At 55.8% G+C, this 25,589-nt stretch carries 38 protein-coding genes; 34 read left to right on the forward strand and 4 right to left on the reverse strand.

The genetic code is table 11. The annotated features are described in order from the left end of the window. Window positions 1–78 precede the first annotated feature (78 nt). The 32 genes from rpsG (at window position 79) to bfr (ending at window position 18,490) form a co-directional block, all read left to right on the forward strand. Window positions 79–549, forward strand: coding sequence for a 30S ribosomal protein S7 (gene rpsG, locus I9H07_RS02590; RefSeq protein WP_003400433.1), 471 nt, complete (start codon window positions 79–81; stop codon window positions 547–549). A gap of 30 nt (window positions 550–579) precedes the next feature. Continuing rightward, window positions 580–2,685, forward strand: a complete 2,106-nt coding sequence (fusA, locus tag I9H07_RS02595) for an elongation factor G (protein ID WP_024672271.1) — start codon at window positions 580–582, stop codon at window positions 2,683–2,685. 31 nt (window positions 2,686–2,716) lie between these two features. Further along, the gene (gene tuf / locus I9H07_RS02600; protein ID WP_024672272.1) at window positions 2,717–3,910 is read left to right on the forward strand and encodes an elongation factor Tu; all 1,194 of its coding nucleotides are present in this window, start codon (window positions 2,717–2,719) and stop codon (window positions 3,908–3,910) included. Between the two features lie 141 nt (window positions 3,911–4,051). Beyond that, a complete protein-coding gene (rpsJ, locus tag I9H07_RS02605; RefSeq protein WP_003186070.1) occupies window positions 4,052–4,363 on the forward strand; it encodes a 30S ribosomal protein S10 in 312 nt (103 codons plus the stop codon). An 81-nt stretch (window positions 4,364–4,444) separates the two neighbouring features. Next, on the forward strand, window positions 4,445–5,080 hold the full coding sequence (gene rplC / locus I9H07_RS02610; RefSeq protein ID WP_002555490.1) for a 50S ribosomal protein L3: 636 nt from the start codon (window positions 4,445–4,447) through the stop codon (window positions 5,078–5,080). A 12-nt stretch (window positions 5,081–5,092) separates the two neighbouring features. Continuing rightward, complete coding sequence (gene rplD, locus I9H07_RS02615; RefSeq protein WP_002555489.1) at window positions 5,093–5,695, forward strand: 50S ribosomal protein L4; 603 nt, start codon at window positions 5,093–5,095, stop codon at window positions 5,693–5,695. Beyond that, window positions 5,692–5,991, forward strand: coding sequence for a 50S ribosomal protein L23 (rplW, locus tag I9H07_RS02620; protein ID WP_002555488.1), 300 nt, complete (start codon window positions 5,692–5,694; stop codon window positions 5,989–5,991). Before rplD ends, rplW begins: the two co-directional genes overlap by 4 nt. A 14-nt stretch (window positions 5,992–6,005) precedes the next feature. Next, window positions 6,006–6,830: a 50S ribosomal protein L2 gene (gene rplB / locus I9H07_RS02625; RefSeq protein ID WP_024646118.1), complete on the forward strand. Its 825-nt coding sequence runs from the start codon at window positions 6,006–6,008 to the stop codon at window positions 6,828–6,830. Window positions 6,831–6,846: 16 nt separating this feature from the next. Then, window positions 6,847–7,122 (forward strand): 30S ribosomal protein S19, encoded by a 276-nt coding sequence (gene rpsS / locus I9H07_RS02630; protein ID WP_002555486.1) that lies wholly within the window; start codon window positions 6,847–6,849, stop codon window positions 7,120–7,122. A 13-nt stretch (window positions 7,123–7,135) separates the two neighbouring features. Next, entirely contained in the window at window positions 7,136–7,468 is a 333-nt protein-coding gene (rplV, locus tag I9H07_RS02635; protein WP_002555485.1) for a 50S ribosomal protein L22, read from the forward strand. Window positions 7,469–7,481: 13 nt separating this feature from the next. Further along, entirely contained in the window at window positions 7,482–8,168 is a 687-nt protein-coding gene (rpsC, locus tag I9H07_RS02640; protein WP_003176422.1) for a 30S ribosomal protein S3, read from the forward strand. Between the two features lie 12 nt (window positions 8,169–8,180). Then, entirely contained in the window at window positions 8,181–8,594 is a 414-nt protein-coding gene (gene rplP / locus I9H07_RS02645; protein ID WP_002555482.1) for a 50S ribosomal protein L16, read from the forward strand. Then, entirely contained in the window at window positions 8,594–8,785 is a 192-nt protein-coding gene (rpmC, locus tag I9H07_RS02650; RefSeq protein WP_002555481.1) for a 50S ribosomal protein L29, read from the forward strand. The genes rplP and rpmC overlap by 1 nt, the downstream gene beginning before the upstream one ends. A gap of 2 nt (window positions 8,786–8,787) precedes the next feature. After that, window positions 8,788–9,054 carry a 30S ribosomal protein S17 gene (gene rpsQ, locus I9H07_RS02655; RefSeq protein WP_002555480.1) on the forward strand — a complete coding sequence of 89 codons (267 nt, stop codon included), beginning with the start codon at window positions 8,788–8,790 and terminating at the stop codon, window positions 9,052–9,054. 23 nt (window positions 9,055–9,077) lie between these two features. After that, window positions 9,078–9,446 (forward strand): 50S ribosomal protein L14, encoded by a 369-nt coding sequence (gene rplN / locus I9H07_RS02660; protein WP_002555479.1) that lies wholly within the window; start codon window positions 9,078–9,080, stop codon window positions 9,444–9,446. An 11-nt stretch (window positions 9,447–9,457) separates the two neighbouring features. Beyond that, window positions 9,458–9,772: a 50S ribosomal protein L24 gene (gene rplX, locus I9H07_RS02665; protein WP_002555478.1), complete on the forward strand. Its 315-nt coding sequence runs from the start codon at window positions 9,458–9,460 to the stop codon at window positions 9,770–9,772. 20 nt (window positions 9,773–9,792) lie between these two features. After that, window positions 9,793–10,332, forward strand: a complete 540-nt coding sequence (rplE, locus tag I9H07_RS02670; protein ID WP_002555477.1) for a 50S ribosomal protein L5 — start codon at window positions 9,793–9,795, stop codon at window positions 10,330–10,332. 13 nt (window positions 10,333–10,345) lie between these two features. Beyond that, window positions 10,346–10,651 carry a 30S ribosomal protein S14 gene (gene rpsN, locus I9H07_RS02675; protein WP_003400428.1) on the forward strand — a complete coding sequence of 102 codons (306 nt, stop codon included), beginning with the start codon at window positions 10,346–10,348 and terminating at the stop codon, window positions 10,649–10,651. Between the two features lie 214 nt (window positions 10,652–10,865). Continuing rightward, window positions 10,866–11,258 (forward strand): 30S ribosomal protein S8, encoded by a 393-nt coding sequence (gene rpsH, locus I9H07_RS02680; RefSeq protein ID WP_002555475.1) that lies wholly within the window; start codon window positions 10,866–10,868, stop codon window positions 11,256–11,258. 12 nt (window positions 11,259–11,270) lie between these two features. Beyond that, window positions 11,271–11,804 (forward strand): 50S ribosomal protein L6, encoded by a 534-nt coding sequence (rplF, locus tag I9H07_RS02685; protein ID WP_003369019.1) that lies wholly within the window; start codon window positions 11,271–11,273, stop codon window positions 11,802–11,804. Between the two features lie 10 nt (window positions 11,805–11,814). Then, window positions 11,815–12,165 carry a 50S ribosomal protein L18 gene (rplR, locus tag I9H07_RS02690; protein WP_002555473.1) on the forward strand — a complete coding sequence of 117 codons (351 nt, stop codon included), beginning with the start codon at window positions 11,815–11,817 and terminating at the stop codon, window positions 12,163–12,165. 3 nt (window positions 12,166–12,168) lie between these two features. Further along, a complete protein-coding gene (rpsE, locus tag I9H07_RS02695; RefSeq protein ID WP_003317099.1) occupies window positions 12,169–12,669 on the forward strand; it encodes a 30S ribosomal protein S5 in 501 nt (166 codons plus the stop codon). A gap of 2 nt (window positions 12,670–12,671) precedes the next feature. Then, the gene (rpmD, locus tag I9H07_RS02700; protein ID WP_002555471.1) at window positions 12,672–12,848 is read left to right on the forward strand and encodes a 50S ribosomal protein L30; all 177 of its coding nucleotides are present in this window, start codon (window positions 12,672–12,674) and stop codon (window positions 12,846–12,848) included. Window positions 12,849–12,851: 3 nt separating this feature from the next. Beyond that, window positions 12,852–13,286, forward strand: a complete 435-nt coding sequence (gene rplO, locus I9H07_RS02705; protein WP_002555470.1) for a 50S ribosomal protein L15 — start codon at window positions 12,852–12,854, stop codon at window positions 13,284–13,286. After that, complete coding sequence (gene secY / locus I9H07_RS02710; RefSeq protein WP_002555469.1) at window positions 13,287–14,621, forward strand: preprotein translocase subunit SecY; 1,335 nt, start codon at window positions 13,287–13,289, stop codon at window positions 14,619–14,621. Window positions 14,622–14,649: 28 nt separating this feature from the next. Then, entirely contained in the window at window positions 14,650–14,766 is a 117-nt protein-coding gene (rpmJ, locus tag I9H07_RS02715; protein WP_002555468.1) for a 50S ribosomal protein L36, read from the forward strand. 130 nt (window positions 14,767–14,896) lie between these two features. Then, window positions 14,897–15,253 (forward strand): 30S ribosomal protein S13, encoded by a 357-nt coding sequence (gene rpsM, locus I9H07_RS02720; protein ID WP_002555467.1) that lies wholly within the window; start codon window positions 14,897–14,899, stop codon window positions 15,251–15,253. 30 nt (window positions 15,254–15,283) lie between these two features. Further along, complete coding sequence (rpsK, locus tag I9H07_RS02725; RefSeq protein WP_002555466.1) at window positions 15,284–15,673, forward strand: 30S ribosomal protein S11; 390 nt, start codon at window positions 15,284–15,286, stop codon at window positions 15,671–15,673. An 18-nt stretch (window positions 15,674–15,691) separates the two neighbouring features. Next, window positions 15,692–16,312 carry a 30S ribosomal protein S4 gene (rpsD, locus tag I9H07_RS02730; RefSeq protein ID WP_002555465.1) on the forward strand — a complete coding sequence of 207 codons (621 nt, stop codon included), beginning with the start codon at window positions 15,692–15,694 and terminating at the stop codon, window positions 16,310–16,312. Window positions 16,313–16,334: 22 nt separating this feature from the next. Next, a complete protein-coding gene (locus I9H07_RS02735) occupies window positions 16,335–17,336 on the forward strand; it encodes a DNA-directed RNA polymerase subunit alpha (protein WP_003176403.1) in 1,002 nt (333 codons plus the stop codon). 41 nt (window positions 17,337–17,377) lie between these two features. Next, the gene (gene rplQ / locus I9H07_RS02740; RefSeq protein ID WP_024646120.1) at window positions 17,378–17,764 is read left to right on the forward strand and encodes a 50S ribosomal protein L17; all 387 of its coding nucleotides are present in this window, start codon (window positions 17,378–17,380) and stop codon (window positions 17,762–17,764) included. Window positions 17,765–18,025: 261 nt separating this feature from the next. Next, window positions 18,026–18,490, forward strand: a complete 465-nt coding sequence (gene bfr, locus I9H07_RS02745) for a bacterioferritin (protein ID WP_002555461.1) — start codon at window positions 18,026–18,028, stop codon at window positions 18,488–18,490. A 93-nt stretch (window positions 18,491–18,583) separates the two neighbouring features. Here the strand turns inward: bfr and uvrA are convergent, their stop codons facing one another. Next, a complete protein-coding gene (gene uvrA / locus I9H07_RS02750; RefSeq protein ID WP_236425061.1) occupies window positions 18,584–21,418 on the reverse strand; it encodes an excinuclease ABC subunit UvrA in 2,835 nt (944 codons plus the stop codon). 129 nt (window positions 21,419–21,547) lie between these two features. Here uvrA and I9H07_RS02755 point away from each other — a divergent pair, with 129 nt between their 5' ends. Further along, a complete protein-coding gene (locus I9H07_RS02755; RefSeq protein WP_236425059.1) occupies window positions 21,548–22,942 on the forward strand; it encodes an MFS transporter in 1,395 nt (464 codons plus the stop codon). 9 nt (window positions 22,943–22,951) lie between these two features. Further along, the gene (locus I9H07_RS02760; RefSeq protein ID WP_024646123.1) at window positions 22,952–23,521 is read left to right on the forward strand and encodes a single-stranded DNA-binding protein; all 570 of its coding nucleotides are present in this window, start codon (window positions 22,952–22,954) and stop codon (window positions 23,519–23,521) included. A 140-nt stretch (window positions 23,522–23,661) separates the two neighbouring features. On the opposite strand, the gene I9H07_RS02765 is transcribed toward I9H07_RS02760, so the two are convergent. The 3 genes from I9H07_RS02765 to I9H07_RS02775 form a co-directional block, all read right to left on the reverse strand. Further along, the gene (locus I9H07_RS02765) at window positions 23,662–23,961 is read right to left on the reverse strand and encodes a hypothetical protein (RefSeq protein WP_236425057.1); all 300 of its coding nucleotides are present in this window, start codon (window positions 23,959–23,961) and stop codon (window positions 23,662–23,664) included. Between the two features lie 122 nt (window positions 23,962–24,083). Further along, entirely contained in the window at window positions 24,084–24,827 is a 744-nt protein-coding gene (locus I9H07_RS02770) for an inositol monophosphatase family protein (protein ID WP_024646126.1), read from the reverse strand. After that, window positions 24,824–25,585, reverse strand: a complete 762-nt coding sequence (locus I9H07_RS02775; protein WP_024672278.1) for a glycerophosphoryl diester phosphodiesterase — start codon at window positions 25,583–25,585, stop codon at window positions 24,824–24,826. Before I9H07_RS02775 ends, I9H07_RS02770 begins: the two co-directional genes overlap by 4 nt. Between the last annotated feature and the right edge of the window lie 4 nt (window positions 25,586–25,589).

Raw genomic sequence — 25,589 nt, forward strand, 5'->3', positions numbered from 1 at the left:
CGATAAGAGTAAGGTCGGGCGCATCCTTCGCTGGATGGTGGTCCCGAGCTAACCTGAAGACCGTTTGAGGGCTTATCCATGCCAAGAAGACGCGTAGCAGCCAAGCGCGATGTGCTTGACGATCCAAAATACGGCAGCCAGATTTTGGCCAAGTTCATGAACCACGTGATGGAAAGCGGCAAGAAAGCCGTTGCCGAGCGTATCGTTTATGGCGCGCTGGAAAAGGTTAAAGAACGCAAGAACAGCGATCCCCTGGAAATCTTCGAGAAAGCTCTCGACGCCATCGCTCCGCTGGTCGAAGTGAAGTCGCGCCGTGTAGGCGGTGCTACTTACCAGGTTCCTGTTGAAGTTCGTCCGTCCCGTCGTAATGCTCTGGCAATGCGCTGGCTGGTAGACTTCGCGCGCAAGCGCGGTGAGAAGTCTATGGCTCTGCGTTTGGCTGGCGAACTGATGGACGCCGCCGAAGGTAAAGGTGCTGCAGTCAAGAAGCGTGAAGACGTGCACCGTATGGCTGAAGCCAACAAGGCTTTCTCGCACTACCGCTTCTAATTTCAGCGTCACTAATTTTGCGAGGGCTTTATGGCTCGTACTACTCCGATTGGCCGCTACCGTAACATTGGTATCGTCGCTCACGTGGATGCTGGTAAAACCACCACCACCGAGCGCGTCCTTTTTTACACCGGCAAAAGCCACAAAATGGGCGAGGTGCATGATGGCGCCGCGACCACGGACTGGATGGTTCAGGAGCAGGAGCGTGGTATTACCATTACTTCTGCTGCTATTACTGCCTTCTGGCAGGGTTCCGAGAAGCAGCACAAAGACCAATACCGCTTCAACGTCATTGACACCCCGGGCCACGTAGACTTCACCATTGAAGTTGAGCGTTCCCTGCGTGTGCTCGACGGCGCGGTCGTTGTGTTCTGTGGTACTTCCGGCGTAGAGCCGCAGTCCGAAACCGTATGGCGTCAAGCCAACAAGTACGGTGTTCCACGTATCGTTTACGTGAACAAGATGGACCGTGCCGGTGCTAACTTTCTGCGCGTAATTGCTCAGATCAAGCAGCGTCTGGGTCACACTCCGGTGCCTATCCAGCTGGCTATCGGTGCTGAAGACAACTTCCAGGGTCAGATCGACCTGATGTCCATGGAAGCTGTCTACTGGAATGATGCCGACAAAGGTATGGTTCCGGTTCGTAAGCCTATCCCTGCTGAATTGCAGGAGCTGGCTGACGAATGGCGCAGCAACATGGTTGAGGCTGCGGCTGAAGCCAACGAAGAACTGATGAACAAATACCTTGAAGGTGAAGAGCTCACCAACGAGGAAATCAAGGCCGCTCTGCGTCAGCGTACTATCGCTGGTGAGATCGTTCTTGCTGTTTGCGGTTCTTCCTTCAAGAACAAGGGTGTTCCCCTGGTTCTCGACGCCGTGATCGACTACCTGCCGGCTCCAATCGACATTCCTGCTATCAAGGGTTCCGACCCTGATAACGAGGAAATTCAAATGGAGCGTCATGCAGACGACAACGAGCCGTTCTCGGCTTTGGCGTTCAAGATCGCTACCGACCCATTCGTGGGTACCTTGACGTTCGTCCGTGTGTACTCGGGCGTGTTGGCATCCGGCGACGGCGTGATCAACTCGGTCAAGGGCAAGAAAGAGCGCGTGGGCCGTATGGTGCAAATGCACGCAAACGCTCGCGAAGAGATCAAGGAAGTACGCGCTGGTGACATCGCGGCCCTGATCGGCATGAAGGACGTCACCACTGGTGAAACCTTGTGCAACGCTGACAAGCCAATCATCCTGGTTCGCATGGACTTCCCGGAGCCGGTTATTTCGGTTGCCGTTGAGCCAAAGACCAAGGATGACCAGGAAAAAATGGGTATCGCACTGGGCAAACTTGCTCAGGAAGACCCGTCTTTCCGCGTCAAAACTGATGAAGAGACTGGTCAAACGATCATCTCTGGCATGGGCGAGCTCCACCTGGACATCCTGGTTGACCGGATGCGCCGTGAGTTCAACGTCGAAGCCAACATCGGCAAGCCTCAGGTTTCCTATCGTGAGCGCATCACGAAGAACTGTGAAATCGAAGGCAAGTTCGTTCGTCAATCCGGCGGTCGTGGCCAGTTTGGTCATTGCTGGATCCGTTTTGCACCTGCTGACGAAGGTCAGGAAGGTCTGCAATTCGTAAACGAAGTGGTAGGTGGTGTTGTTCCCAAGGAATACATCCCGGCTATCCAGAAGGGCATCGAAGAGCAGATGAAGAACGGCGTTGTTGCCGGTTATCCGCTGATCGGCCTGAAGGCTACCGTGTTTGATGGTTCCTACCATGACGTCGACTCGAACGAGATGGCGTTTAAGGTGGCTGCTTCCATGGCGACCAAGCAACTGGCCCAGAAGGGCGGTGGTGAGTTGCTCGAGCCGATCATGGCGGTAGAGGTTGTTACGCCTGAAGACTATATGGGTGACGTGATGGGCGACCTTAACCGTCGTCGCGGCATGATCTTGGGTATGGAAGATACGGTCTCCGGCAAAGTAATTCGTGCCGAGGTTCCGTTGGGTGAGATGTTCGGTTATGCGACCGACGTTCGCTCCATGTCCCAGGGTCGCGCAAGCTACTCTATGGAATTCAAAAAATACAATACAGCTCCGTCGCACATCGTCGAAACTGTAACCAAAAAACAAGGCTGATTCAGCGCCTTTAGGCTAGGAGTTATTTGTCGTGGCTAAAGAAAAATTTGATCGTACCCTTCCGCACGTCAACGTTGGCACCATTGGTCACGTTGACCATGGTAAAACCACGCTGACCGCTGCTCTGACTCGCGTCTGCTCCGAAGTTTTCGGTTCGGCTCGTGTTGACTTCGACAAGATCGACAGCGCACCAGAAGAGAAGGCTCGCGGTATCACCATCAACACCGCTCACGTTGAGTACAACTCGCTGACGCGTCACTACGCTCACGTTGACTGCCCAGGTCACGCTGACTATGTGAAGAACATGATCACCGGTGCTGCCCAGATGGACGGCGCTATCCTGGTTTGTTCGGCCGCTGATGGTCCGATGCCACAAACCCGTGAGCACATCCTGCTGTCCCGTCAGGTTGGCGTTCCGTACATCGTGGTCTTCCTGAACAAGGCTGACCTGGTAGACGACGCTGAGCTGCTGGAACTGGTTGAGATGGAAGTGCGCGATCTGCTGAGCACTTACGACTTCCCAGGTGACGACACTCCGATCATCATCGGTTCTGCTCGTATGGCTCTGGAAGGCAAAGACGACAACGAAATGGGCACCACTGCCGTTCGTAAGCTGGTTGAGACTCTGGACAGCTACATTCCTCAGCCAGAGCGTGCTGTCGACAAGCCGTTCCTGATGCCAATCGAAGACGTGTTCTCGATCTCCGGTCGCGGTACTGTTGTGACTGGTCGTGTTGAGCGCGGTATCGTCAAGGTTCAGGATCCACTGGAAATCGTTGGTCTGCGTGACACTACTGTCACCACCTGCACCGGTGTTGAAATGTTCCGCAAGCTGCTCGACGAAGGTCGTGCTGGCGAGAACTGCGGCGTTCTGCTGCGTGGTACCAAGCGTGACGACGTTGAGCGTGGCCAGGTTCTGGTCAAGCCAGGCACCGTCAAGCCGCACACTCAGTTCGAAGCTGAAATCTACGTGCTGAGCAAAGAAGAAGGCGGCCGTCATACTCCGTTCTTCAAAGGCTACCGTCCACAGTTCTACTTCCGTACTACCGACGTAACTGGTAGCTGCGAACTGCCGGAAGGCGTAGAAATGGTTATGCCAGGTGATAACGTTAAAGTTTCCGTTACCCTGATCAAGCCAATCGCAATGGAAGATGGTCTGCGTTTCGCAATCCGTGAAGGCGGTCGTACCGTCGGCGCTGGCGTCGTAGCCAAAATCATCGCTTAAGCGTTGATTTCCAAAAAGAGCCCCCGCACTGCGGGGGCTTTTTTATTGGGTTGACACCCTGCTAGCACGTCTATAGAATTGCGCCTCCTTTTAACGGGCGTATTGCGCTCGGTGGGAACAGCAATCTGGAGTCTGAATCCAATGCAAAACCAGCAAATCCGTATCAGGTTGAAGGCTTTTGACCATCGCCTGATCGACCAATCAACCCAGGAAATCGTGGAAACCGCGAAACGTACTGGTGCACAGGTGCGTGGTCCGATTCCACTGCCGACTCGTAAAGAGCGGTTCACCGTTCTGGTTTCTCCGCACGTCAACAAAGACGCGCGCGACCAGTATGAGATCCGTACTCACAAGCGTGTTCTGGACATCGTCCAGCCAACGGATAAAACCGTTGACGCGCTTATGAAGCTTGATCTTGCGGCCGGTGTGGAAGTTCAGATCAGCCTCGGCTAAGACTTGGGTCTTAGTCGTGTAACGCTCTGAAATGGGCGGCCATAGCGGGTGAAAGCCCCGTACACTCATGAGGTTTACAACATGACTATTGGTGTAGTCGGTCGTAAATGCGGTATGACCCGTATTTTCACCGAAGAAGGTGTCTCCATTCCGGTTACGGTCATTGAGATCGAGCCGAATCGCGTCACTCAGTTCAAAACCGAAGAAACCGATGGCTATCGTGCAGTGCAAGTCACTGTCGGCGAGCGTCGCGCTTCGCGTGTCACAGCCGCTCAGGCTGGCCATTTCGCTAAAGCGAACGTAGCCGCCGGTCGTACCGTCATGGAGTTCCGTCTTGAAGAGGGCGACTACCAGGCTGGCGATCAGATCAATGCTGAAATCTTCGCTGCTGGTCAACTGGTTGATGTAACCGGTCAGTCCAAAGGTAAAGGCTTCCAGGGTACGATCAAGCGTTGGAATTTCCGTGGTCAAGACAATACCCACGGTAACTCCGTCTCTCACCGCGTCCCGGGCTCTATCGGCCAGTGCCAGACTCCTGGTCGTGTATTCAAGGGCAAAAAAATGTCCGGTCATATGGGCGCTGAGCGCGTGACCGTGCAGTCCCTCGAAGTAGTGCGCGTGGACGCTGAACGCAATCTGTTGTTGGTCAAGGGTGCTGTTCCTGGCGCTACTGGCGGCAACCTGGTTGTACGTCCAGCAGCCAAGGCTCGCGGTTAAGGGGAAGCTGACATGCAATTAAATGTAAATGACGCTCAGGCAATCGAAGTTTCCGAACTGACATTTGGCGGCGAATTCAACGAGACGCTGGTTCACCAGGCAGTCGTGGCCTACATGGCTGGCGGTCGTCAGGGTAGCAAGCAGCAGAAGACCCGTTCCGACGTTCGTGGTGGCGGTAAGCGCCCTTGGCGTCAGAAAGGTACTGGCCGTGCTCGTGCCGGTACTATCCGTAGCCCAATCTGGCGTGGCGGCGGTACCACTTTCGCGGCTCGTCCTCAGGATCACACTCAGAAGCTCAACAAGAAGATGTATCGCGCAGCACTGCGCTCCATCCTTGCTGAACTGGTTCGTACTGATCGTCTGGTCGTGGTTCAAGACTTCGCTGTTGAAGCACCGAAAACCAAAGATCTGCTGAACAAGCTGACTGGCATGGGCCTGACTGACGTCCTGATCGTGTCTGACGCTGTTGACCAGAATCTGTACCTGGCTGCTCGTAACCTGCCACACGTCGATGTACGTGATGTTCAAGGTTCCGATCCAGTTAGTCTGATCGCATACGACAAAGTGTTGATCACTGTGTCGGCCGTGAAGAAATTCGAGGAGCTGCTGGGATGAACCAGGAACGCGTATTTAAAGTTCTGCTTGGCCCGCACGTTTCCGAAAAGGCTACGGTTCTTGCAGACAAAAAAGGTCAGTTCGTTTTCAAGGTTGCTACTGACGCAACCAAGCTGGAAATCAAGAAGGCCGTCGAAAGCCTGTTCAGCGTGAAAGTAGAGCGTGTTACTACCCTGAATGTTCTGGGTAAGAGCAAGCGCACTGCTCGCGGTCTGGGCAAGCGTAATGACTGGAAGAAGGCAGTTATCTCCCTTCAGCCAGGCCAAGATCTCGATTTCAGCAGCAGTGCTGAGTAAGGAAGGGGTGCATCATGGCAATCGTTAAATGCAAACCGACTTCCCCTGGCCGCCGTTTTGTGGTCAAGGTGGTCAATCAGGAGCTGCATAAAGGCGCTCCTCACGCACCGCTGCTCGAGAAAAAATCGAAGACTGGTGGTCGTAACAACAATGGTCGTATTACTACCCGTCATATCGGTGGTGGCCATAAGCAGCATTATCGTCTGGTCGACTTCCGTCGCAACGACAAGGATGGCATCGCTGCCACCGTCGAGCGTATTGAATACGATCCAAACCGTACTGCTCACATTGCTCTGCTGCTTTACGCAGACGGCGAGCGCCGCTACATCATCGCCCCTAAAGGCGTGAGTGCTGGCGACCAGCTGATTGCAGGTGCTTTGGCACCAATCAAGCCGGGCAACGCTCTTCAACTGCGCAACATTCCAGTTGGTAGCACCGTACACGGCATCGAATTGAAGCCAGGTAAAGGCGCACAGATCGCACGTTCCGCTGGTGCTTCTGCACAGCTGATCGCTCGTGAAGGTGTGTACGTAACCCTGCGTCTTCGCTCCGGTGAAATGCGTAAAGTACTGTCTGAATGCCGTGCAACGCTGGGCGAAGTCTCGAACTCCGAGCACAGCCTTCGTTCGCTGGGTAAAGCTGGTGCCAAACGCTGGCGTGGCGTTCGCCCAACCGTTCGTGGTGTTGCCATGAACCCGGTTGACCACCCACATGGTGGTGGTGAAGGTCGTACCTCTGGTGGTCGTCATCCGGTATCGCCGTGGGGCTTCCCGACTAAGGGCGCGAAGACTCGTGGTAATAAGCGTACCGACAAAATGATCGTCCGTCGTCGCAAGTAAATAGAGGGATACGACAGTGCCACGTTCTCTGAAAAAAGGTCCTTTTATTGATCTTCACCTACTGAAGAAGATCGAAGTGGCGGCGGAAAAGAACGATCGCAAACCGGTGAAAACCTGGTCGCGTCGTTCGATGATCCTGCCACAAATGGTCGGTCTGACCATTGCAGTGCATAACGGTCGTCAACATGTTCCAGTTCTCGTGAACGAAGACATGGTCGGCCATAAACTAGGCGAGTTTGCCGGTACCCGCACATATCGTGGGCACGTGGCAGACAAGAAAGCCAAGCGTTAAGGGGTAAGGAACGATGGAAGTAGCCGCTAAGTTGTCGGGCGCTCGAATCTCCGCCCAGAAAGCCCGCTTGGTCGCCGACCAGATCCGCGGGAAGAAGGTGGGCGAAGCGCTCAACCTGTTGGCTTTCAGCAGTAAGAAAGCCGCCGAGATCCTGAAGAAAGTGCTGGAGTCGGCTGTAGCCAACGCCGAGCATAACGAAGGCGCAGACGTTGATGACCTCAAGGTCTCCACCGTTTTCGTCAACGAAGGGCGTTCGCTGAAGCGCATCATGCCACGTGCTAAAGGCCGTGCTGATCGCATCGTCAAGCGGTCTTGCCATATCACTGTCAAGGTTGCTGACAAGTAACGGAGTCGAAGAGATGGGTCAGAAAGTACATCCCATTGGCATTCGCCTGGGAATCGTCAAGGAGCACACCTCCGTCTGGTACGCAGACGGTCGGACTTATGCGGACTATTTGTTCGCTGATCTGAAAGTGCGTGAGTACCTCCAAGACAAATTAAAAAGCGCGTCCGTCAGCCGTATCGATATCCATCGTCCGGCTCAGACAGCACGTATCACCATCCACACTGCTCGTCCTGGTATCGTTATCGGGAAGAAAGGTGAAGATGTTGAGAAACTGCGTCAGGACCTGACCAAGCAAATGGGTGTGCCTGTGCACATCAATATCGAAGAGATCCGCAAGCCGGAGCTTGACGGTATGCTGGTTGCGCAGAGCGTAGCTCAGCAGCTGGAGCGTCGCGTAATGTTCCGTCGCGCTATGAAGCGCGCTGTTCAGAACGCCATGCGCATTGGTGCCAAAGGCATCAAAATCCAAGTGAGCGGTCGTCTCGGCGGTGCTGAAATCGCACGTACTGAATGGTATCGCGAAGGTCGTGTGCCACTGCACACCCTGCGTGCCGACATCGACTATGCCAACTACGAAGCTCACACCACTTACGGTGTGATCGGTGTAAAGGTTTGGATCTTCAAAGGCGAAGTAATTGGTGGTCGCCAAGAAGAACTGAAACCACAAGCACCAGCGCCTCGTAAAAAAGCTGCTAAGTAAGGGGTACGCCAAATGTTGCAACCAAAGCGTACGAAGTTCCGCAAGCAGATGACCGGCCACAACCGTGGTCTGGCACTGCGCGGTAGCAAAGTCAGCTTCGGCGAGTTCGCGCTGAAGTCTGTAGCTCGTGGTCGTCTCACCGCTCGTCAGATCGAGTCAGCGCGTCGTGCTCTGACCCGTCACGTTAAACGTGGCGGCAAGATCTGGATCCGTGTATTCCCGGACAAGCCTGTCACCAAGAAGCCACTCGAAGTTCGGATGGGTAAAGGTAAGGGTAACGTGGAGTACTGGGTTGCCCAGATTCAGCCAGGCAAAGTCCTGTATGAAATCGAGGGTGTTACTGAAGAGCTGGCGCGTGAGGCTTTCGCCCTGGCTGCTGCAAAGCTGCCGCTCGCCACCTCCTTTGTTAAGCGGACGGTGATGTGATGAAAGCGAATGAACTTCGTGAAAAATCAGCACAGCAGCTGAACGAGCAACTGCTCGGCCTGCTGCGCGACCAGTTCAATCTGCGTATGCAGAAAGCAACTGGCCAGTTGGGGCAGTCTCATCTGCTCTCGCAAGTTAAGCGTGACATCGCTCGCGTGAAAACTGTGCTCAACCAGCAGGCAGGTAAGTAATCATGGCTGAAGCCGAAAAAACTGTCCGTACGCTGACTGGCCGTGTTGTCAGCGACAAGATGGACAAGACCATCACCGTTCTGATCGAGCGTCGCGTAAAGCACCCGATCTACGGTAAATACGTTAAGCGTTCGACTAAGCTGCACGCGCACGACGAAACCAATCAATGCCACATCGGCGACAAGGTCACGATTCGTGAAACTCGTCCGGTAGCCAAGACTAAATCTTGGGCGTTGGTTGATATCCTCGAACGCGCTGTGGAAGTCTAAGGACTAGGGGTCGGAGAAATTATATGATTCAGACTCAATCCATGCTCGATGTGGCCGATAACAGCGGCGCTCGCCGCGTTATGTGCATCAAGGTGCTGGGTGGCTCCCATCGTCGTTACGCTGGTATTGGTGACATCATCAAAGTGACCGTCAAGGAAGCAATTCCGCGCGGCAAGGTGAAAAAAGGCCAAGTGATGACTGCAGTTGTAGTCCGCACTCGCCACGGTGTTCGTCGTGCAGACGGCTCCATCATCCGCTTTGACGGCAACGCTGCTGTTCTGTTGAACAACAAGCAAGAGCCGATCGGTACCCGTATCTTTGGGCCAGTGACCCGTGAACTTCGTACTGAGAAGTTCATGAAGATCGTCTCGCTCGCCCCTGAAGTGCTTTAAGGAGATCCGACATGCAAAAGATTCGTCGTGACGACGAGATCATCGTGATCGCCGGCAAAGACAAAGGTAAGCGCGGTAAGGTGCTCAAGGTTCTCGCTGACGACCGTCTGGTCGTTGGTGGGATCAACCTGGTGAAGCGTCATACCAAGCCAAACCCGATGTCGGGCGTACAGGGCGGTATCGTCGAGAAAGAAGCGCCACTGCACGCTTCCAACGTCGCCATTTTCAACGGCGCAACCAACAAGGCTGACCGCGTTGGTTTCAAAGTTGAAGACGGCAAGAAAATTCGTGTCTTCAAGTCGACCCAAAAAGCGGTTGATGCTTGAACACTGCTAGGTAGAAGACCATGGCACGACTAAAAGAGATTTACCGGAAGGAAATCGCTCCGAAACTTAAGGAAGAACTTAAGCTTTCGAACGTGATGGAAGTTCCGCGCGTTACCAAAATCACCCTGAACATGGGTCTGGGCGAAGCGATCGGCGACAAAAAAGTCATCGAGCACGCTGTTGCTGACCTGGAAAAGATCACCGGTCAAAAGGTCGTTGTGACTTACGCTCGGAAATCCATCGCTGGCTTTAAAGTCCGTGAAGGTTGGCCGATCGGCGTCAAAGTGACTCTGCGCCGCGATCGTATGTACGAGTTCCTGGATCGTCTGCTGTCGATCTCCCTGCCTCGGGTTCGCGACTTCCGCGGCCTGAATGCCAAGTCCTTCGATGGTCGTGGTAACTACAGCATGGGCGTCAAAGAGCAGATCATTTTCCCGGAAATTGACTACGACAAGATCGATGCTCTTCGCGGTCTGGACATCACCCTGACCACCACTGCCAAGAACGATGATGAAGGTCGCGCATTGTTGCGTGCTTTCAAATTCCCGTTCCGCAACTGATTGGAGTAGGACAATGGCCAAGATGAGCATGAAAAACCGTGAGCTGAAGCGTCAGCTCACTGTTGCCAAGTACGCCAAGAAGCGTGCAGAGCTGAAAGCTATCATCGTCGATCTGAACGCAAGTCCAGAAGCGCGTTGGGAAGCTACCGTAGCCCTGCAGAAGCAACCACGTGACGCAAGCGCTGCGCGCATGCGTAACCGTTGCCGCATCACTGGTCGTCCACACGGCGTCTATCGCAAGTTCGGCCTCGGCCGTAACAAGCTGCGTGAAGCAGCTATGCGTGGCGACGTTCCAGGTCTGGTTAAGGCCAGCTGGTAAGGCGCACCTCTCGTTTCCTTCCGGCCGGTCACGCAAGTCACTGGTCGGGATGAAGCCTGAATTTGGATCAAGCCCCTTTTGGGGCTTGATTCATTTCCGGGGTAGGACTAGAATTGCCGGCTCGCCTGAGCCCGTGTTTTTACGTGCCCGGAAGTTCTCGGCGATCAAGCTGTAGCCGCAAGGCTAATTATTTTGTTTTAGGAGCGTCTAGCCCATGAGTATGCAGGACCCGTTAGCGGACATGCTAACTCGTATCCGTAATGCCCAGATGGCTGAAAAGCCCGTCGTAAGCATGCCATCTTCCACGTTGAAGGTTGCTGTAGCAAAAGTCCTGAAGGACGAAGGCTACATTGCGGGTTATCAGATCAGCAGCGAAGTTAAATCCTCGCTGTCCATTGAGCTTAAGTACTTCGAAGGCCGTCCGGTCATCGAAGAGGTTAAGCGCGTCAGCCGCCCAGGCTTGCGTCAGTACAAGTCCTCCGATGATCTGCCGAAAGTTCGTGGCGGTCTTGGTGTGTCTATCGTCTCCACCAGTAAAGGTGTGATGACGGATCGTGCTGCGCGCGCTGCCGGTGTCGGTGGCGAAGTGCTTTGCACTGTGTTCTAAGGGGGGATAAGCATGTCACGCGTCGCTAAGAACCCCGTTAAGTTGCCATCCGGCGTCGAAGTCAAACTCGTCGGCCAGCAGCTTTCGGTGAAGGGTGCCAAGGGCACTCTAGAACTGAACATCCATTCGTCCGTTGAGATTGTTGAAGAAGCTGGTGAGCTGCGTTTCGCTGCTCGCAATGGCGATCAACAAACCCGCGCAATGGCAGGCACCACTCGTGCACTGGTAAACAATATGGTCCAAGGCGTAAGCCAAGGCTTCGAGCGCAAGCTCCAGCTGGTCGGTGTTGGTTACAAGGCGCAAGCAAAAGGCACGGTATTGAACCTTGCACTTGGCTTCTCGCACCCAGTGGACTACGAATTGCCGAATGGCATCACCGCTGAGACCCCCAGCCAGACCGATATCCTGATTCGCGGTATCGATAAGCAGTTGGTTGGTCAAGTGGCCGCTGAGATCCGCGACTTCCGCCGTCCTGAGCCTTACAAAGGCAAAGGTGTGCGTTACGCAGACGAAGTCGTCCGCCGTAAAGAAGCCAAGAAGAAGTAGGGCATAGCAAATGACCGTCAAAAAAGTTACCCGACTGCGTCGCGCTCGCAAAGCACGCCTGAAAATGCACGAGCTAGAAGTCGTGCGTCTCTGCGTGCACCGCTCTTCGCAGCACATTTATGCCCAGGTCATCTCGGCCGACGGCAGCAAAGTCCTGGCAAGCGCCTCGACTTTGGACAAAGAACTGCGTGATGGCGCCACTGGCAACATCGACGCGGCCACTAAGGTTGGCAAGCTGGTCGCCGAGCGCGCGAAAGCCGCGGGTGTATCGCAAGTCGCTTTCGACCGTTCTGGCTTCAAGTACCACGGCCGTGTCAAAGCGCTGGCTGATGCTGCTCGTGAAGGCGGGCTGGAGTTCTAAGTTATGTCAAATCACGACCAAAAACGCGACGAAGGCTACATCGAGAAGCTGGTTCAAGTTAACCGCGTGGCCAAAACCGTAAAAGGCGGCCGTATCTTCACTTTCACTGCGTTGACCGTAGTGGGTGATGGTAAAGGGCGCGTTGGCTTCGGCCGTGGCAAGTCACGTGAAGTGCCTGCTGCGATCCAGAAAGCGATGGAAGCTGCTCGCCGCAACATGATTCAGGTTGATCTGAACGGCACTACCTTGCAGTACGCAATGAAGTCTGCTCATGGCGCCTCCAAGGTGTACATGCAGCCTGCTTCCGAAGGTACCGGTATCATCGCTGGCGGCGCAATGCGCGCAGTGCTGGAAGTTGCTGGTGTCCAGAACGTATTGGCCAAGTGCTACGGTTCGACTAACCCTGTAAACGTGGTTCACGCTACGTTCAAGGGTTTGAAGGGCATGCAGTCTCCTGAGTCGATCGCTGCCAAACGTGGCAAGCGTGTTGAGGAGATCATCTGATCATGGCTACCGTTAAAGTAACGCTGATCAAAAGCATGACCGGCCGCATCCCTAATCACAGATTGTGCATTAAGGGTTTGGGTCTGCGTCGCATCGGTCACACTGTAGAAGTCCTGGATACTCCCGAAAATCGCGGGATGATCAACAAGGCTTACTACATGCTGCGAGTCGAGGGTTAATCGATGAAACTCAATGATCTGAGTCCAGCGCCGGGTTCCCGTCGCGAAAAGCATCGTCCGGGCCGTGGTATCGGTAGCGGTTTGGGCAAGACCGGTGGCCGTGGCCACAAAGGTCAAAGCTCCCGCTCCGGTGGCACTATTGCTCCGGGCTTTGAGGGCGGCCAACAGCCGCTGCATCGTCGCCTGCCAAAATTCGGTTTCGTTTCCCTGAAGGCCATGGACCGCGCAGAAGTGCGTCTGTCCGAGCTGGCTAAAGTGGAAGGCGACATCGTAACTGTGCAGTCCCTGAAAGATGCCAACGTGATTAACCAGAACGTTCAGCGTGTGAAAATCATGCTGTCGGGCGAAGTTACTCGCGCTGTCACTATCAAGGGTATCGCCGCCACCAAAGGTGCGCGTGCGGCTATCGAAGCAGCTGGCGGCAAGTTCGAGGAATAAATGGCTAAGCAAGGTGCTCTCTCTGCGCTCGGCAAAGGCGGTATGTCTGAACTCTGGGCTCGTCTGCGTTTTCTGTTCCTGGCGATTATCGTCTACCGAATAGGCGCACACATCCCGGTTCCAGGTATCAACCCGGACCGACTCGCAGAACTGTTTCGACAGAATGAGGGGACCATTCTTAGCTTGTTCAACATGTTTTCCGGTGGCGCGCTGGAACGGATGAGCATCTTTGCACTGGGGATCATGCCGTACATTTCGGCATCGATCATCATGCAGTTGATGACCGCCGTCAGCCCGCAACTGGAGCAGTTGAAGAAGGAAGGTGAAGCTGGCCGTCGCAAGATTAGCCAGTACACCCGCTACGGCACCGTTGTCCTGGCATTGGTTCAAGCTATCGGCATGTCCGTTGGCCTGGCCAGTCAGGGCGTCGCGTTTTCTGGAGACCTGGGTTTCCACTTTGTGGCCGTTACCACCTTCGTGGCTGGTGCGATGTTCATGATGTGGCTAGGCGAGCAGATTACCGAGCGCGGTGTCGGCAACGGTATCTCGATGTTGATTTTCGCAGGTATCGTCGCCGGTCTTCCGAGAGCGATAGGGCAGTCTTTCGAGTCTGCACGTCAGGGTGATATCAATATCTTCGCTCTGGTTGCAATCGGATTGCTGGCAGTAGCGATCATCGGTTTTGTGGTGTTCATTGAGCGTGGTCAGCGTCGTATTGCTGTTCACTACGCCAAGCGTCAGCAGGGCCGTAAGGTCTTTGCTGCGCAGACCAGCCACTTGCCGCTGAAAGTGAACATGGCTGGTGTGATTCCGGCCATTTTCGCAAGCAGCATTTTGCTGTTCCCGGCTTCGTTGGGTTCCTGGTTCGGTCAGTCTGAAGGTTTGGGCTGGTTGCAGGACATCTCGCAGTCGATCGCTCCTGGTCAGCCGTTGAATATTCTGCTGTTTAGTGCAGGGATTATTTTCTTCTGCTTCTTCTATACGGCGTTGATGTTCAATCCGAAAGACGTAGCGGAAAACCTGAAGAAGTCCGGTGCCTTTATTCCGGGTATTCGTCCAGGCGAGCAGTCGGCGCGCTACATTGATGGCGTTTTGACTCGCTTGACCATGTTCGGTGCTCTATATATGACGGCCGTGTGTCTGCTTCCCCAGTTTCTGGTGGTCGCGGCAAACGTACCGTTCTACCTTGGCGGGACCTCGTTGCTGATCGTGGTCGTGGTTGTGATGGACTTTATGTCGCAAGTACAATCGCACCTCGTTTCGCACCAGTATGAATCCCTGATGAAGAAAGCCAACCTGAAGGGCTACGGTGGCAGCGGCGGTATGCTGCGCTGAAGCACCCCTAAGGTTCGAGGAGTTGGTGATGAAAGTTCGTGCATCGGTGAAAAAGCTGTGCCGTAACTGCAAGATTATTCGCCGCGAAGGTGTTGTTCGAGTAATTTGCAGCGCGGAACCACGTCATAAGCAGCGCCAAGGCTGATTGTGATTTGTGCTTAAGCCCAGCAGCTAGTGCGCTGCTGGGTTGATTATTTGTTACTACAGCGATATTATCTCGCGCCCTATTTCTTGGCTTCCGGGGCGTAGGTAGCTGTCAATTGGAGTCCCACTGAATGGCCCGTATTGCAGGCGTTAACATTCCAGATAACAAGCATACTGTTATCTCGCTGACCTACATCTATGGTGTTGGTCGCACCACTGCACAGAAAATTTGTGCAACCACCGGGGTTAACCCGGCGGTGAAAATCAAAGATCTGAGCGACGAGCAGATTGAACAGCTGCGTGGCGAAGTGGCGAAGTTCACCACTGAAGGTGACCTGCGTCGCGAAATCAACATGAAAATCAAGCGCTTGATGGACTTGGGCTGCTACCGCGGTCTGCGTCATCGTCGTGGTCTTCCAGTGCGCGGTCAGCGTACCAAGACCAACGCGCGTACTCGCAAAGGTCCGCGTAAGCCGATCCGCAAGTAATCGCTCCAGCGCAACGACAGGAATTTAGTCATGGCAAAACCTGCTGCTCGTCCTCGTAAAAAAGTTAAAAAGACAGTGGTTGATGGCATCGCCCACATCCACGCGTCGTTTAACAACACAATCGTCACCATCACCGATCGTCAAGGTAACGCTCTTTCGTGGGCTACCTCCGGCGGTTCGGGTTTCCGTGGTTCACGCAAGTCCACCCCGTTCGCTGCTCAAGTAGCTGCTGAGCGTGCTGGTCAAGCTGCGCTGGAGTACGGTCTGAAGAACCTCGACGTCAATGTCAAGGGTCCAGGCCCAGGTCGTGAATCCGCTGTCCGTGCATTGAACGGCTGTGGCTATAAGATCGCCAGCATCACCGACGTGACGCCAATCCCGCACAACGGGTGCCGTCCGCCGAAGAAGCGCCGCGTGTAATCCAGGAGACTGTAAGAAATGGCTCGTTACATTGGTCCAAAATGCAAACTTGCTCGTCGTGAAGGCACCGATCTCTTTTTGAAGAGCGGCGTTCGCGCTATCGAATCCAAGTGCAACATCGAAGCAGCTCCAGGCATCCACGGCCAACGCCGCGGTCGCCAGTCCGATTACGGTACTCAGCTGCGTGAAAAGCAAAAAGTCCGTCGTATCTACGGCGTTCTCGAGCGTCAGTTCAGCGGCTACTACAAAGAAGCCGCCGGCAAGAAAGGTGCAACAGGCGAGAACCTGCTGCAACTGCTCGAATGCCGTCTGGACAACGTTGTATACCGCATGGGCTTCGGCTCTACTCGTGCAGAATCCCGTCAATTGGTTTCGCACAAGTCGGTTAGCGTAAACGGCAAAACCGTTAACGTTCCTTCTTATCAGGTTCGTGCTGGCGACGTTGTTGCTATCCGCGAAAAAGCTAAGAACCAGCTGCGTATTGTCCAGGCTCTCGATCTGTGTGCCCAACGTGGCCGCGTAGAATGGGTAGAAGTAGACACTGAGAAGAAATCGGGCGTTTTCAAGAACGTACCAGCTCGCAGTGATCTGTCCGCCGACATCAACGAAAGCCTGATTGTCGAGCTCTACTCCAAGTAAGGGCTAGAAAATAGGTGCATCCATGCAGATTTCGGTAAATGAGTTCCTGACACCCCGCCATATTGATGTGCAGGTTGTCAGTCCAACCCGCGCCAAGATCACTCTCGAGCCTCTCGAGCGTGGTTTCGGCCATACCCTGGGCAACGCGCTTCGCCGCATTTTGTTGTCCTCCATGCCCGGCTGTGCAGTAGTCGAGGCCGAGATTGACGGTGTACTCCATGAGTACAGCGCCATCGAAGGTGTACAGGAAGACGTCATTGAAATCCTGTTGAACCTTAAAGGTCTGGCTATCAAGCTGCACGGTCGAGACGAAGTTACGCTGACCTTGTCGAAGAAGGGTTCGGGGGTGGTTACCGCTGCCGATATTCAGCTGGATCATGATGTCGAGATCGTTAACCCCGATCACGTAATCGCTAACCTGGCGTCTAACGGCGCCTTGAACATGAAGCTCACCGTAGCTCGTGGTCGTGGTTATGAGCCGGCAGACTCGCGTCAAAGCGATGAAGATGAAAGCCGCAGCATTGGTCGCTTGCAGCTCGATTCTTCGTTCAGCCCGGTTCGCCGTATCGCATACGTGGTGGAAAACGCCCGTGTCGAGCAGCGTACTAACCTGGACAAGCTGGTTATTGATCTGGAAACCAACGGTACTCTGGACCCTGAAGAGGCAATCCGTCGCGCTGCAACCATCCTGCAACAGCAGCTGGCTGCATTCGTGGATCTCAAAGGCGACAGCGAACCAGTGGTAATCGAACAGGAAGACGAGATCGATCCGATCCTGCTTCGTCCGGTTGACGATTTGGAACTGACCGTGCGTTCGGCCAACTGCCTTAAGGCGGAGAACATCTACTACATCGGCGACCTGATTCAGCGCACCGAAGTAGAGTTGTTGAAGACTCCGAACCTGGGCAAGAAATCCTTGACCGAGATCAAGGACGTTCTGGCTTCTCGTGGTCTGTCCCTCGGCATGCGCCTCGACAACTGGCCGCCGGCAAGTCTTAAGAAGGACGACAAGGCTACGGCCTGATCGTCGTAATCACCGAACGCGAGTTTGGTAAGGAATGAACCATGCGTCATCGTAAAAGTGGACGTCACCTGAGCCGTACCAGCTCTCACCGTAAAGCCATGTTTCAAAACATGGCGGTGTCGCTGTTCGAGCACGAGCTGATCAAAACTACCCTGCCGAAAGCCAAGGAACTGCGCCGCGTTGCCGAGCCGCTGATCACCCTGGCCAAGGAAGACAGCGTTGCCAACCGTCGTCTGGCTTTCGACCGTACTCGTTCGAAAGAAATCGTCGGCAAACTGTTCAACGATCTGGGCAAACGCTATGCAACCCGTCAGGGCGGCTACCTGCGTATCCTCAAGTGCGGTTTCCGTACTGGCGACAACGCGCCAATGGCGTACGTCGAGTTGGTTGATCGTCCTATCGGTGGCTCTGTAGAAGCCGCTGAATAAGACATCAGTTTGAACAGAAAACCGGGCCCAGGCCCGGTTTTTTGTTGCCCGCGATTTGAAAGGCTCACCTCGGCGTTGGTCAGCGAGCGCCTGAATAGTCGGGCTGAGTCGAAGTGAGAAACAGAACCGCCCTCATTTAGCCGGTTTTTCGCTTCTGAACGGCGTAATATCGACGCTTTTTGTCTATTTATTGCGTTTTTTCCAGTGACCTCGCGCATCGCTTGGTTCAAACTAGCGCCTTTAAAGCAGGAGTTCGTTGCGATGCAAGGCCACCCGGAAGTAATCGATTATCTCAACACGTTGCTCACGGGCGAATTGGCAGCTCGTGACCAATATTTCGTTCACTCGCGCATGTACGAAGACTGGGGCTTTTCCAAGCTCTACGAGCGCATCAATCACGAGATGGAAGAAGAGGCACAACACGCCGATGCGTTGATGCGCCGTATCCTGATGCTGGAAGGCACGCCACGCATGCGCCCGGATGATCTGGACGTCGGCACCACAGTGCCTGAGATGCTCGCCAGCGATTTGCGTCTCGAATACAAGGTGCGTGCAGCCCTGTGCAAGGGTATCGAGCTGTGCGAGCTACACGGCGACTACGTGACTCGCGAGATCCTGCGCGTTCAGTTGGCCGATACCGAAGAAGATCACACCTACTGGCTGGAACAGCAGATGGGGCTGATCAAGTCCATCGGTCTGCAGAACTACCTGCAATCGCAGTTCTGATTCAGCGCCCATAAAAAAGCTCCTGCACGTGAGTGACAGGAGCTTTTTTGTGTCCGGGCCTGACCGAAGCCAGGCCCGTCCTCAGCGCATCAGTTACGCTTTGTCTCTGATCAACAGCGGCTTGAGGTAGTGCCCGGTGTAAGACTGCTTCATCTCGGCGACCTGTTCAGGTGTACCCGTTGCGATGATTTGCCCACCTCTCGACCCGCCTTCGGGCCCAAGGTCGACCAGCCAGTCCGCCGTCTTGATCACATCCAGGTTGTGCTCGATCACCACCACCGTGTTGCCGTGGTCGCGCAGACGATGCAGAACATCCAGCAGTTGCTGAATATCGGCAAAGTGCAGGCCGGTAGTCGGCTCGTCGAGGATGTACAACGTTTTGCCGGTATCGCGCTTGGACAGCTCACGCGACAACTTGACCCGCTGCGCCTCACCACCTGACAAGGTGGTCGCTGACTGTCCCAGCTTGATGTAGGACAGCCCCACATCCATAAGGGTTTGCAGTTTGCGCGCCAATGCGGGAACGGCGTCGAAGAACTCGCGTGCTTCCTCGATCGTCATCTCCAGCACTTCGTGGATGTTCTTGCCCTTGTACTTGACCTCAAGCGTCTCGCGGTTATAACGCTTGCTCTTGCACACATCGCACGGCACGTAGATGTCCGGCAGAAAGTGCATCTCGACCTTGATCAGACCGTCGCCCTGACATGCCTCGCAGCGGCCGCCCTTGACGTTGAACGAGAACCGGCCCGGCCCGTAGCCCCGCGAGCGAGACTCCGGCACACCGGCAAACAGTTCGCGAATCGGCGTGAACAGCCCGGTATAGGTCGCCGGGTTGGAGCGTGGCGTACGACCGATAGGGCTCTGGTCGATATCCACGACCTTGTCCAGATGCTGCAGGCCGTTGATGCTGTCGTGAGTCGCAGCCTCGAGCGTCGTCGCGCCGTTCAACGCAGTGGCGCTGAGCGGGAACAGCGTGTTGTTGATCAGCGTCGATTTGCCGGAGCCGGAAACACCGGTCACACAGGTCAGCAAACCAATCGGGATCTCAAGGTTCACGTTCTGCAGGTTGTTGCCACGCGCGCCCTTGAGGGTCAGCGACAGCTTCTTGTTACGAGGCGTACGCTTGGCTGGTACCGCGATTTTCACGCGGCCTGACAAGTATTTGCCGGTCAGCGAGTCTGGGTGCGCCATCACTTCGTCCGGCGTACCTTCTGCAACGATATGGCCACCATGCACACCGGCACCCGGGCCGATATCGACCACGTAGTCGGCCAGACGAATAGCGTCTTCGTCATGCTCGACCACAATCACCGTGTTGCCGATATCGCGCAGGTGCTTGAGCGTGCCCAGCAAACGATCGTTATCGCGCTGGTGCAAGCCAATCGAGGGCTCGTCGAGGATGTACATCACCCCGACCAGGCCCGCACCGATCTGGCTGGCCAGACGGATACGCTGGGCTTCACCGCCTGAAAGGGTGTCGGCACTGCGATCTAGGGTCAGGTAATCCAGACCGACGTTGACCAGAAATTGCAGACGCTCACGAATTTCCTTGAGGATCTTGTCGGCAATCTCGCCGCGTCGCCCGGTCAGCTTCAGTGTGTCGAAATACTGCGTGGCATCGCCAATCGGCAGACTGGTCACCGCAGGCAAGGTCTTTTCACCCACCCACACATGACGCGCCTCGCGACGCAGGCGAGTACCGCGGCAGTCAGGGCAGGGCTGTGTGCCTAGAAATTTGGCCAGCTCTTCGCGCACGGTCGCTGATTCGGTTTCCCGATAGCGACGCTCCAGATTCGGCACGATGCCTTCGAACGGGTGCGCACGTTTGACGATATCGCCGCGATCATTCAGATAGCGGAAGTCGACACTCTGCGAGCCACTGCCGTTGAGCAGGACTTTCTGCATATCGGCCGGAATTTCTTTGAACGGCACCTCAAGGCTAAAGCCGTAGTGCTTGGACAACGAACCCAGCATCTGGAAGTAATAGACGTTACGCCTGTCCCAGCCACGTATCGCGCCCTCGGCCAGGGTCAGCTCGGCATTCACCAGGCGCTTGATGTCGAAGAACTGCTTGACGCCCAGGCCATCGCAGGTCGGGCATGCGCCAGCCGGGTTGTTGAAGGAGAACAGCTTCGGTTCCAGCTCGCTGATCGCATGGCCACAGATCGGGCAGGCGAAGCGTGCGGAGAAAATCACTTCCTCGCCCGGCTCGTCGTCCATCGGCGCGACCAGAGCGATGCCGTCTGCCAGTTTCAGCGCCGTTTCAAACGATTCAGCCAGACGCTGTTGCAGGTCTGCGCGAACCTTGAAGCGGTCCACCACCACATCGATGGAATGCTTCTTCTGCTTGTCCAGTTTCGGCAGCTCATCCAGCTCACACAGCTTGCCGTTGACTCGCGCCCGGACAAAACCCTGGGCACGGAGCTCTTCGAAGACCGAAAGGTGTTCACCTTTGCGCTCACGAATGACCGGGGCCAGCAGCATCAACTTGCTGCCTTCAGGCTGAGTCAGCACCAGGTCGACCATCTGGCTGACCGTCTGGGCTTCCAGCGGGATATCATGATCCGGGCAGCGAGGCTGTCCAACCCGCGCGTAAAGAAGACGCAGGTAGTCGTAAATCTCGGTAATAGTCCCCACGGTCGAGCGTGGGTTATGCGACGTGGACTTCTGCTCGATGGAAATCGCAGGCGACAAACCTTCAATGGTGTCGACGTCCGGTTTTTCCATCATCGACAGAAACTGCCGGGCATAGGCCGACAGCGACTCGACGTAGCGGCGTTGCCCTTCGGCGTACAGCGTATCGAAAGCCAGCGAAGACTTGCCTGAGCCGGAGAGCCCGGTGATAACGATCAGTTTGTCGCGGGGAAGTGTCAGGTCAATATTTTTCAGGTTGTGGGTTCGTGCCCCACGTATCAGGATCTTGTCCACTGCGGCCTCGCTTGGCGGGCATAAACGACGGAGTATACGGCTCCGAGCCATCACGCGGCAAAGCGTCGCGTATGTGCTGTACAACGATGGGACTGGTAGAATCGCCGCCGGTTCACACGAGGTTATTCCATGCACGACACCCACAGCGAACGTATGAGTAGCGGCGAGACCCGCGCAGCAGGCGGACTGGCCCTGGTGTTCGCGTTCCGCATGCTTGGCATGTTCATGGTTTTGCCGGTTCTGGCAACCTATGGCATGGACCTGGCGGGCGCGAGTCCTGCACTGATCGGTCTGGCAATCGGCGCGTACGGCCTGACACAGGCGGTGCTGCAGATCCCGTTCGGCATACTGTCCGACCGGATCGGCCGGCGACCGATCATTTATTTCGGGCTGATTATCTTTGCGATCGGCAGCGTGGTGGCAGCCAACGCCGATTCGATCTGGGGGATTATCGCCGGACGCGTCCTGCAAGGCGCCGGGGCCATTTCCGCTGCGGTCATGGCCTTGCTCTCCGACCTGACCCGCGAACAGCACCGCACCAAGGCCATGGCCACGATCGGCATGACCATCGGTCTGTCGTTCGCTGTCGCCATGGTTGTCGGCCCGGTGATCACCGGCGCGTTCGGATTGTCAGGCCTGTTCCTGGCAACCGGGGGTATGGCGCTTTTCGGGATACTCATCGTCGCCTTCGTGGTGCCCAAGGCCAACGGCGCGTTGCTGCACCGAGAATCCGGCGTTGCCAAACAGGCACTGGGCGCGACCTTGCGTCATCCAGACCTGCTGCGTCTGGATTTGGGTATCTTCGTGTTGCACGCGATGCTCATGTCGAGCTTCGTGGCCTTGCCACTGGCGCTGGTCGAAAAAGCCGGTCTGCCCAAGGAAGAACACTGGTGGGTCTACCTGACCGCTTTGCTGATTTCCTTCTTCGCGATGATCCCGTTCATCATTTACGGCGAGAAGAAACGTCAAATGAAGCGCGTTCTGCTCGGCGCCATCACCGTTTTAATGCTGGCTGAGCTATTCTTCTGGGCATTCGGCGATACGTTACGGGCACTGGTCATCGGAACAGTGGTATTCTTCACGGCATTTAATTTGCTGGAAGCGTCCTTGCCGTCGCTGATCAGCAAGGTTTCACCGGCTGGCGGAAAAGGCACGGCGATGGGGGTATATTCCACCAGCCAGTTTCTTGGATCGGCCGCAGGTGGGATACTGGGCGGCTGGTTGTTCCAGCATGGCGGGCTCGATGTGGTGTTCCTTGGTGGTGCAGCCATGGCCGCGGTCTGGCTCGCCTTTGCAGTGACCATGCGAGAACCGCCTTACGTGACCAGCCTACGTCTGCCGTTGTCGCCGCAGGCGCAGCGTGAAGCAGGCCTGGCAGCGCGTTTGATGTCCGTAGCCGGCGTGACAGATGCAGTGGTGGTTGCCGAAGAGGCGGCCATCTACATAAAACTCGACACAAAATTATTGGATCGCGCCTCTCTCGAGAAGCTGGTCAATCCAGCATCAGAAGCGTGCGAAGCCTAGGAGAACGTTATGGCCCGTGGGGTTAACAAAGTCATATTGGTCGGTACATGCGGCCAGGATCCCGAAGTTCGCTACTTGCCTAACGGTAACGCCGTGACCAACCTGAGTCTGGCAACCAGCGAACAATGGACTGACAAGCAGACCGGCCAGAAAGTCGAAAAGACCGAATGGCACCGTGTTTCGATGTTCGGCAAGGTTGCCGAAATCGCCGGCGAATACCTGCGCAAGGGTTCGCAGGTCTACATCGAAGGCAAGCTGCAGACCCGCGAGTGGGAAAAAGACGGCATCAAGCGCTACACCACTGAAATCGTCGTCGACATGCAAGGCACCATGCAACTGCTGGGCGGCCGTCCACAGGGCGACGCTCAACAAGGTCAGGGCGGTGGTGGCAACTACAACCAGTCCGCACCTCGTCCACAGCAGTCGCGCCCACAGCAATCGGCGCCGCAGCAGTCCGCCCCTCAGCAGAACTACAACCAGCAGCCGCCACAACAACGCGACTCGCGCCCAGCGCCGCAACAACAAGCGCCGCAGCCAGCTGCTGATTTTGATAGCTTTGATGATGATATTCCGTTCTAGGATATAGCCCGGAGTCAACGCGTAAAGTTTCCTCCTGAAGGCCCCAATGCAGAAACGCTTGGGGCTTTTTGTATTCTGGGAAAAGCAGAATATGCACCGCGCCGATCACGTGGGAGATGTACAACCAGACTGATTACTGATTACTGATGCGTGTCCACATTCTCAGCCGGATAAAACTCTCCCTCTCTCTCAAGCTGTTCCAGCCGCTCGCGCACGATGACCTCAACGCTTGCCACCGCTGCCTGATCGTCGGGGTTGACCAGCTGCAAGCACAGGCGCCGGACATTCTGATCATGGGTGCCCTCGCTGAGCATGTCGTGGGTGAAGACTTGTTCGCCACGCCACAGGCATAGCTGGGTGTGGGTCCCGCCGAGCCATATCTCGTTGATCGGTCCAAGGTCAGTGGTTGCCAGTTGGTCCACGGTGATTGTCTTGTCCATTGCGCTGTACCTTTTCAGTGAGTCGATACAGGTCTGACGTACAGGCGCAGCGGGTCGTTCCCGGCATCGGCTGTTCAACCGCGCCAACGGTGGCAAGCCGCGGGCTTAGGTCCAGACCGATATCACCCCGCAAAAATCCCCATCAATTCCTCACCTCCAACCATCACTGTCATCGAACCTTGCTTCTGCTCACCCTCAATCTCACACAACAACCCGGCCTCGCGACAAATCACGGCACCTGCAGCGATGTCCCACAGGCTGGTGAATTTCTCCATGTAGCCGTCCGTCTGACCCAGCGCGGCGAAGGCCAGGCCGATGGTGGCGCAGCGGTAGCCGGCGAGGCCCCAGCCTTGTTGGCGCAGGCTCAGTTGCAGTTTGCCCAGCTCTTCGGCGTCCCAGCGGGTGTTTTCACCGATGCCGGCGATGCGCAGGTGTTCTGGCGGTTGTGGGCGTACGAAGGGGACGCCGTTGCGTAGCAAGCCATCGCCCGTGCGGGCTGCGAGGGTGTAACCCAGTGCCGGGTAGGCGACGACGCCGATTTCGGGCACGCCTGCCGACATGTAAGCGACGGCGATGCCCCACAGTGGGGTGCCGCGCAGGTAGTTGCCGGTGCCATCGATAGGGTCGATGACCCAGCCGTCGGTAATGAATTCGCCGCCCATTTCTTCGCCAAGGATGGCGTCGTCGGGGAAGTGTTTGCTCAGTTCTGCACGCAGCAGTTGTTCAACTTCAAAGTCAGCGCGGGAGACGAGGTCTTGCGCGCTTTTGGTGGTGATGTCGAGGGTGTGACGGTCGTTGAAATACGCCATGGCCAGGCCTGTGGCGTTTTCTACGGCTTGCATGGCGACGCTGAGTCGGTTGTTCATTGTAGGCAGCCTCCGTTTGGCAGGGTCAACAGGTCCGGGTAATCGCTGAGAATCGATTGCGCGCCGTTTTCAAGCAGGTAGCGCGCGCGTTTCGGGCTGTTGATGGTAGCCACGGCGAATTCGACGCCGCTGCTTTTCAGGCGAACAAGGTGATGGTCATCGAGCATGTCGTCAAGTACATGAAGTATCCGGCAGTCATATTCGGCAAGCAGGGCGGCTGGGTCAGCAGGTGTAACGATCGAGGCTATTGCCAGCGGTACATCGGCCCATAACCGGCGTGCGGCGGTGAGTGAGCGCACTGAAAAACTGGAAACAAATAACCTGTCATTGTCGGCTGGCCACAGTCGCTTGAGGATCGGCATGACCACTTCTGCGGTCTCGATGTCGTCGCCGATGGTCGGCTTGAGTTCGACCTGCAGCCCGAGGTTCAAGCGCAGGGCGCAGGCCACGATTTCTTCGAACGTGGGGATTTGCAGGCCGGCGAATTCAGGTGCGAACCAACTGCCCGCGTCCAGTGTGCGAATGGCATCCAGATCATGCAGCACCACCGCGCCGCGGCCGTTGCTGGTTCGGTCCAGCAGGTCGTCATGAATGACAACGGGCTGACCATCGCGCGTCAGTTTCACGTCGATCTCGACCCACTCGGCACCGCATTCGGCCGCTTTTTCGAGGGCCAGCAGGGTGTTTTCCGGGACATAGGCCTTGGCACCGCGATGAGCGATCAGCGGTGAGCGGACGATGGGGGATTGTTTAGGCATGGAC

The organism is Pseudomonas syringae, from assembly GCF_023278085.1.
GTDB lineage: Bacteria > Pseudomonadota > Gammaproteobacteria > Pseudomonadales > Pseudomonadaceae > Aquipseudomonas > Aquipseudomonas syringae_Q.

Bases quoted from the DNA above. Each gene is read 5' to 3' on its own strand.
- rpsG (WP_003400433.1), top strand. From the start codon at position 79: ATGCCAAGAAGACGCGTAGCAGCCAAGCGCGATGTGCTTGACGATCCA.
- fusA (WP_024672271.1), top strand. From the start codon at position 580: ATGGCTCGTACTACTCCGATTGGCCGCTACCGTAACATTGGTATCGTC.
- rpsJ (WP_003186070.1), top strand. From the start codon at position 4,052: ATGCAAAACCAGCAAATCCGTATCAGGTTGAAGGCTTTTGACCATCGC.
- rplC (WP_002555490.1), top strand. From the start codon at position 4,445: ATGACTATTGGTGTAGTCGGTCGTAAATGCGGTATGACCCGTATTTTC.
- rplD (WP_002555489.1), top strand. From the start codon at position 5,093: ATGCAATTAAATGTAAATGACGCTCAGGCAATCGAAGTTTCCGAACTG.
- rplW (WP_002555488.1), top strand. From the start codon at position 5,692: ATGAACCAGGAACGCGTATTTAAAGTTCTGCTTGGCCCGCACGTTTCC.
- rplB (WP_024646118.1), top strand. From the start codon at position 6,006: ATGGCAATCGTTAAATGCAAACCGACTTCCCCTGGCCGCCGTTTTGTG.
- rplV (WP_002555485.1), top strand. From the start codon at position 7,136: ATGGAAGTAGCCGCTAAGTTGTCGGGCGCTCGAATCTCCGCCCAGAAA.
- rpsC (WP_003176422.1), top strand. From the start codon at position 7,482: ATGGGTCAGAAAGTACATCCCATTGGCATTCGCCTGGGAATCGTCAAG.
- rplP (WP_002555482.1), top strand. From the start codon at position 8,181: ATGTTGCAACCAAAGCGTACGAAGTTCCGCAAGCAGATGACCGGCCAC.
- rpmC (WP_002555481.1), top strand. From the start codon at position 8,594: ATGAAAGCGAATGAACTTCGTGAAAAATCAGCACAGCAGCTGAACGAG.
- rpsQ (WP_002555480.1), top strand. From the start codon at position 8,788: ATGGCTGAAGCCGAAAAAACTGTCCGTACGCTGACTGGCCGTGTTGTC.
- rplN (WP_002555479.1), top strand. From the start codon at position 9,078: ATGATTCAGACTCAATCCATGCTCGATGTGGCCGATAACAGCGGCGCT.
- rplX (WP_002555478.1), top strand. From the start codon at position 9,458: ATGCAAAAGATTCGTCGTGACGACGAGATCATCGTGATCGCCGGCAAA.
- rplE (WP_002555477.1), top strand. From the start codon at position 9,793: ATGGCACGACTAAAAGAGATTTACCGGAAGGAAATCGCTCCGAAACTT.
- rpsN (WP_003400428.1), top strand. From the start codon at position 10,346: ATGGCCAAGATGAGCATGAAAAACCGTGAGCTGAAGCGTCAGCTCACT.
- rpsH (WP_002555475.1), top strand. From the start codon at position 10,866: ATGAGTATGCAGGACCCGTTAGCGGACATGCTAACTCGTATCCGTAAT.
- rplF (WP_003369019.1), top strand. From the start codon at position 11,271: ATGTCACGCGTCGCTAAGAACCCCGTTAAGTTGCCATCCGGCGTCGAA.
- rplR (WP_002555473.1), top strand. From the start codon at position 11,815: ATGACCGTCAAAAAAGTTACCCGACTGCGTCGCGCTCGCAAAGCACGC.
- rpsE (WP_003317099.1), top strand. From the start codon at position 12,169: ATGTCAAATCACGACCAAAAACGCGACGAAGGCTACATCGAGAAGCTG.
- rpmD (WP_002555471.1), top strand. From the start codon at position 12,672: ATGGCTACCGTTAAAGTAACGCTGATCAAAAGCATGACCGGCCGCATC.
- rplO (WP_002555470.1), top strand. From the start codon at position 12,852: ATGAAACTCAATGATCTGAGTCCAGCGCCGGGTTCCCGTCGCGAAAAG.
- secY (WP_002555469.1), top strand. From the start codon at position 13,287: ATGGCTAAGCAAGGTGCTCTCTCTGCGCTCGGCAAAGGCGGTATGTCT.
- rpmJ (WP_002555468.1), top strand. From the start codon at position 14,650: ATGAAAGTTCGTGCATCGGTGAAAAAGCTGTGCCGTAACTGCAAGATT.
- rpsM (WP_002555467.1), top strand. From the start codon at position 14,897: ATGGCCCGTATTGCAGGCGTTAACATTCCAGATAACAAGCATACTGTT.
- rpsK (WP_002555466.1), top strand. From the start codon at position 15,284: ATGGCAAAACCTGCTGCTCGTCCTCGTAAAAAAGTTAAAAAGACAGTG.
- rpsD (WP_002555465.1), top strand. From the start codon at position 15,692: ATGGCTCGTTACATTGGTCCAAAATGCAAACTTGCTCGTCGTGAAGGC.
- I9H07_RS02735 (WP_003176403.1), top strand. From the start codon at position 16,335: ATGCAGATTTCGGTAAATGAGTTCCTGACACCCCGCCATATTGATGTG.
- rplQ (WP_024646120.1), top strand. From the start codon at position 17,378: ATGCGTCATCGTAAAAGTGGACGTCACCTGAGCCGTACCAGCTCTCAC.
- bfr (WP_002555461.1), top strand. From the start codon at position 18,026: ATGCAAGGCCACCCGGAAGTAATCGATTATCTCAACACGTTGCTCACG.
- I9H07_RS02755 (WP_236425059.1), top strand. From the start codon at position 21,548: ATGCACGACACCCACAGCGAACGTATGAGTAGCGGCGAGACCCGCGCA.
- I9H07_RS02760 (WP_024646123.1), top strand. From the start codon at position 22,952: ATGGCCCGTGGGGTTAACAAAGTCATATTGGTCGGTACATGCGGCCAG.
- I9H07_RS02765 (WP_236425057.1), bottom strand. From the start codon at position 23,961: ATGGACAAGACAATCACCGTGGACCAACTGGCAACCACTGACCTTGGA.
- I9H07_RS02770 (WP_024646126.1), bottom strand. From the start codon at position 24,827: ATGAACAACCGACTCAGCGTCGCCATGCAAGCCGTAGAAAACGCCACA.
- I9H07_RS02775 (WP_024672278.1), bottom strand. From the start codon at position 25,585: ATGCCTAAACAATCCCCCATCGTCCGCTCACCGCTGATCGCTCATCGC.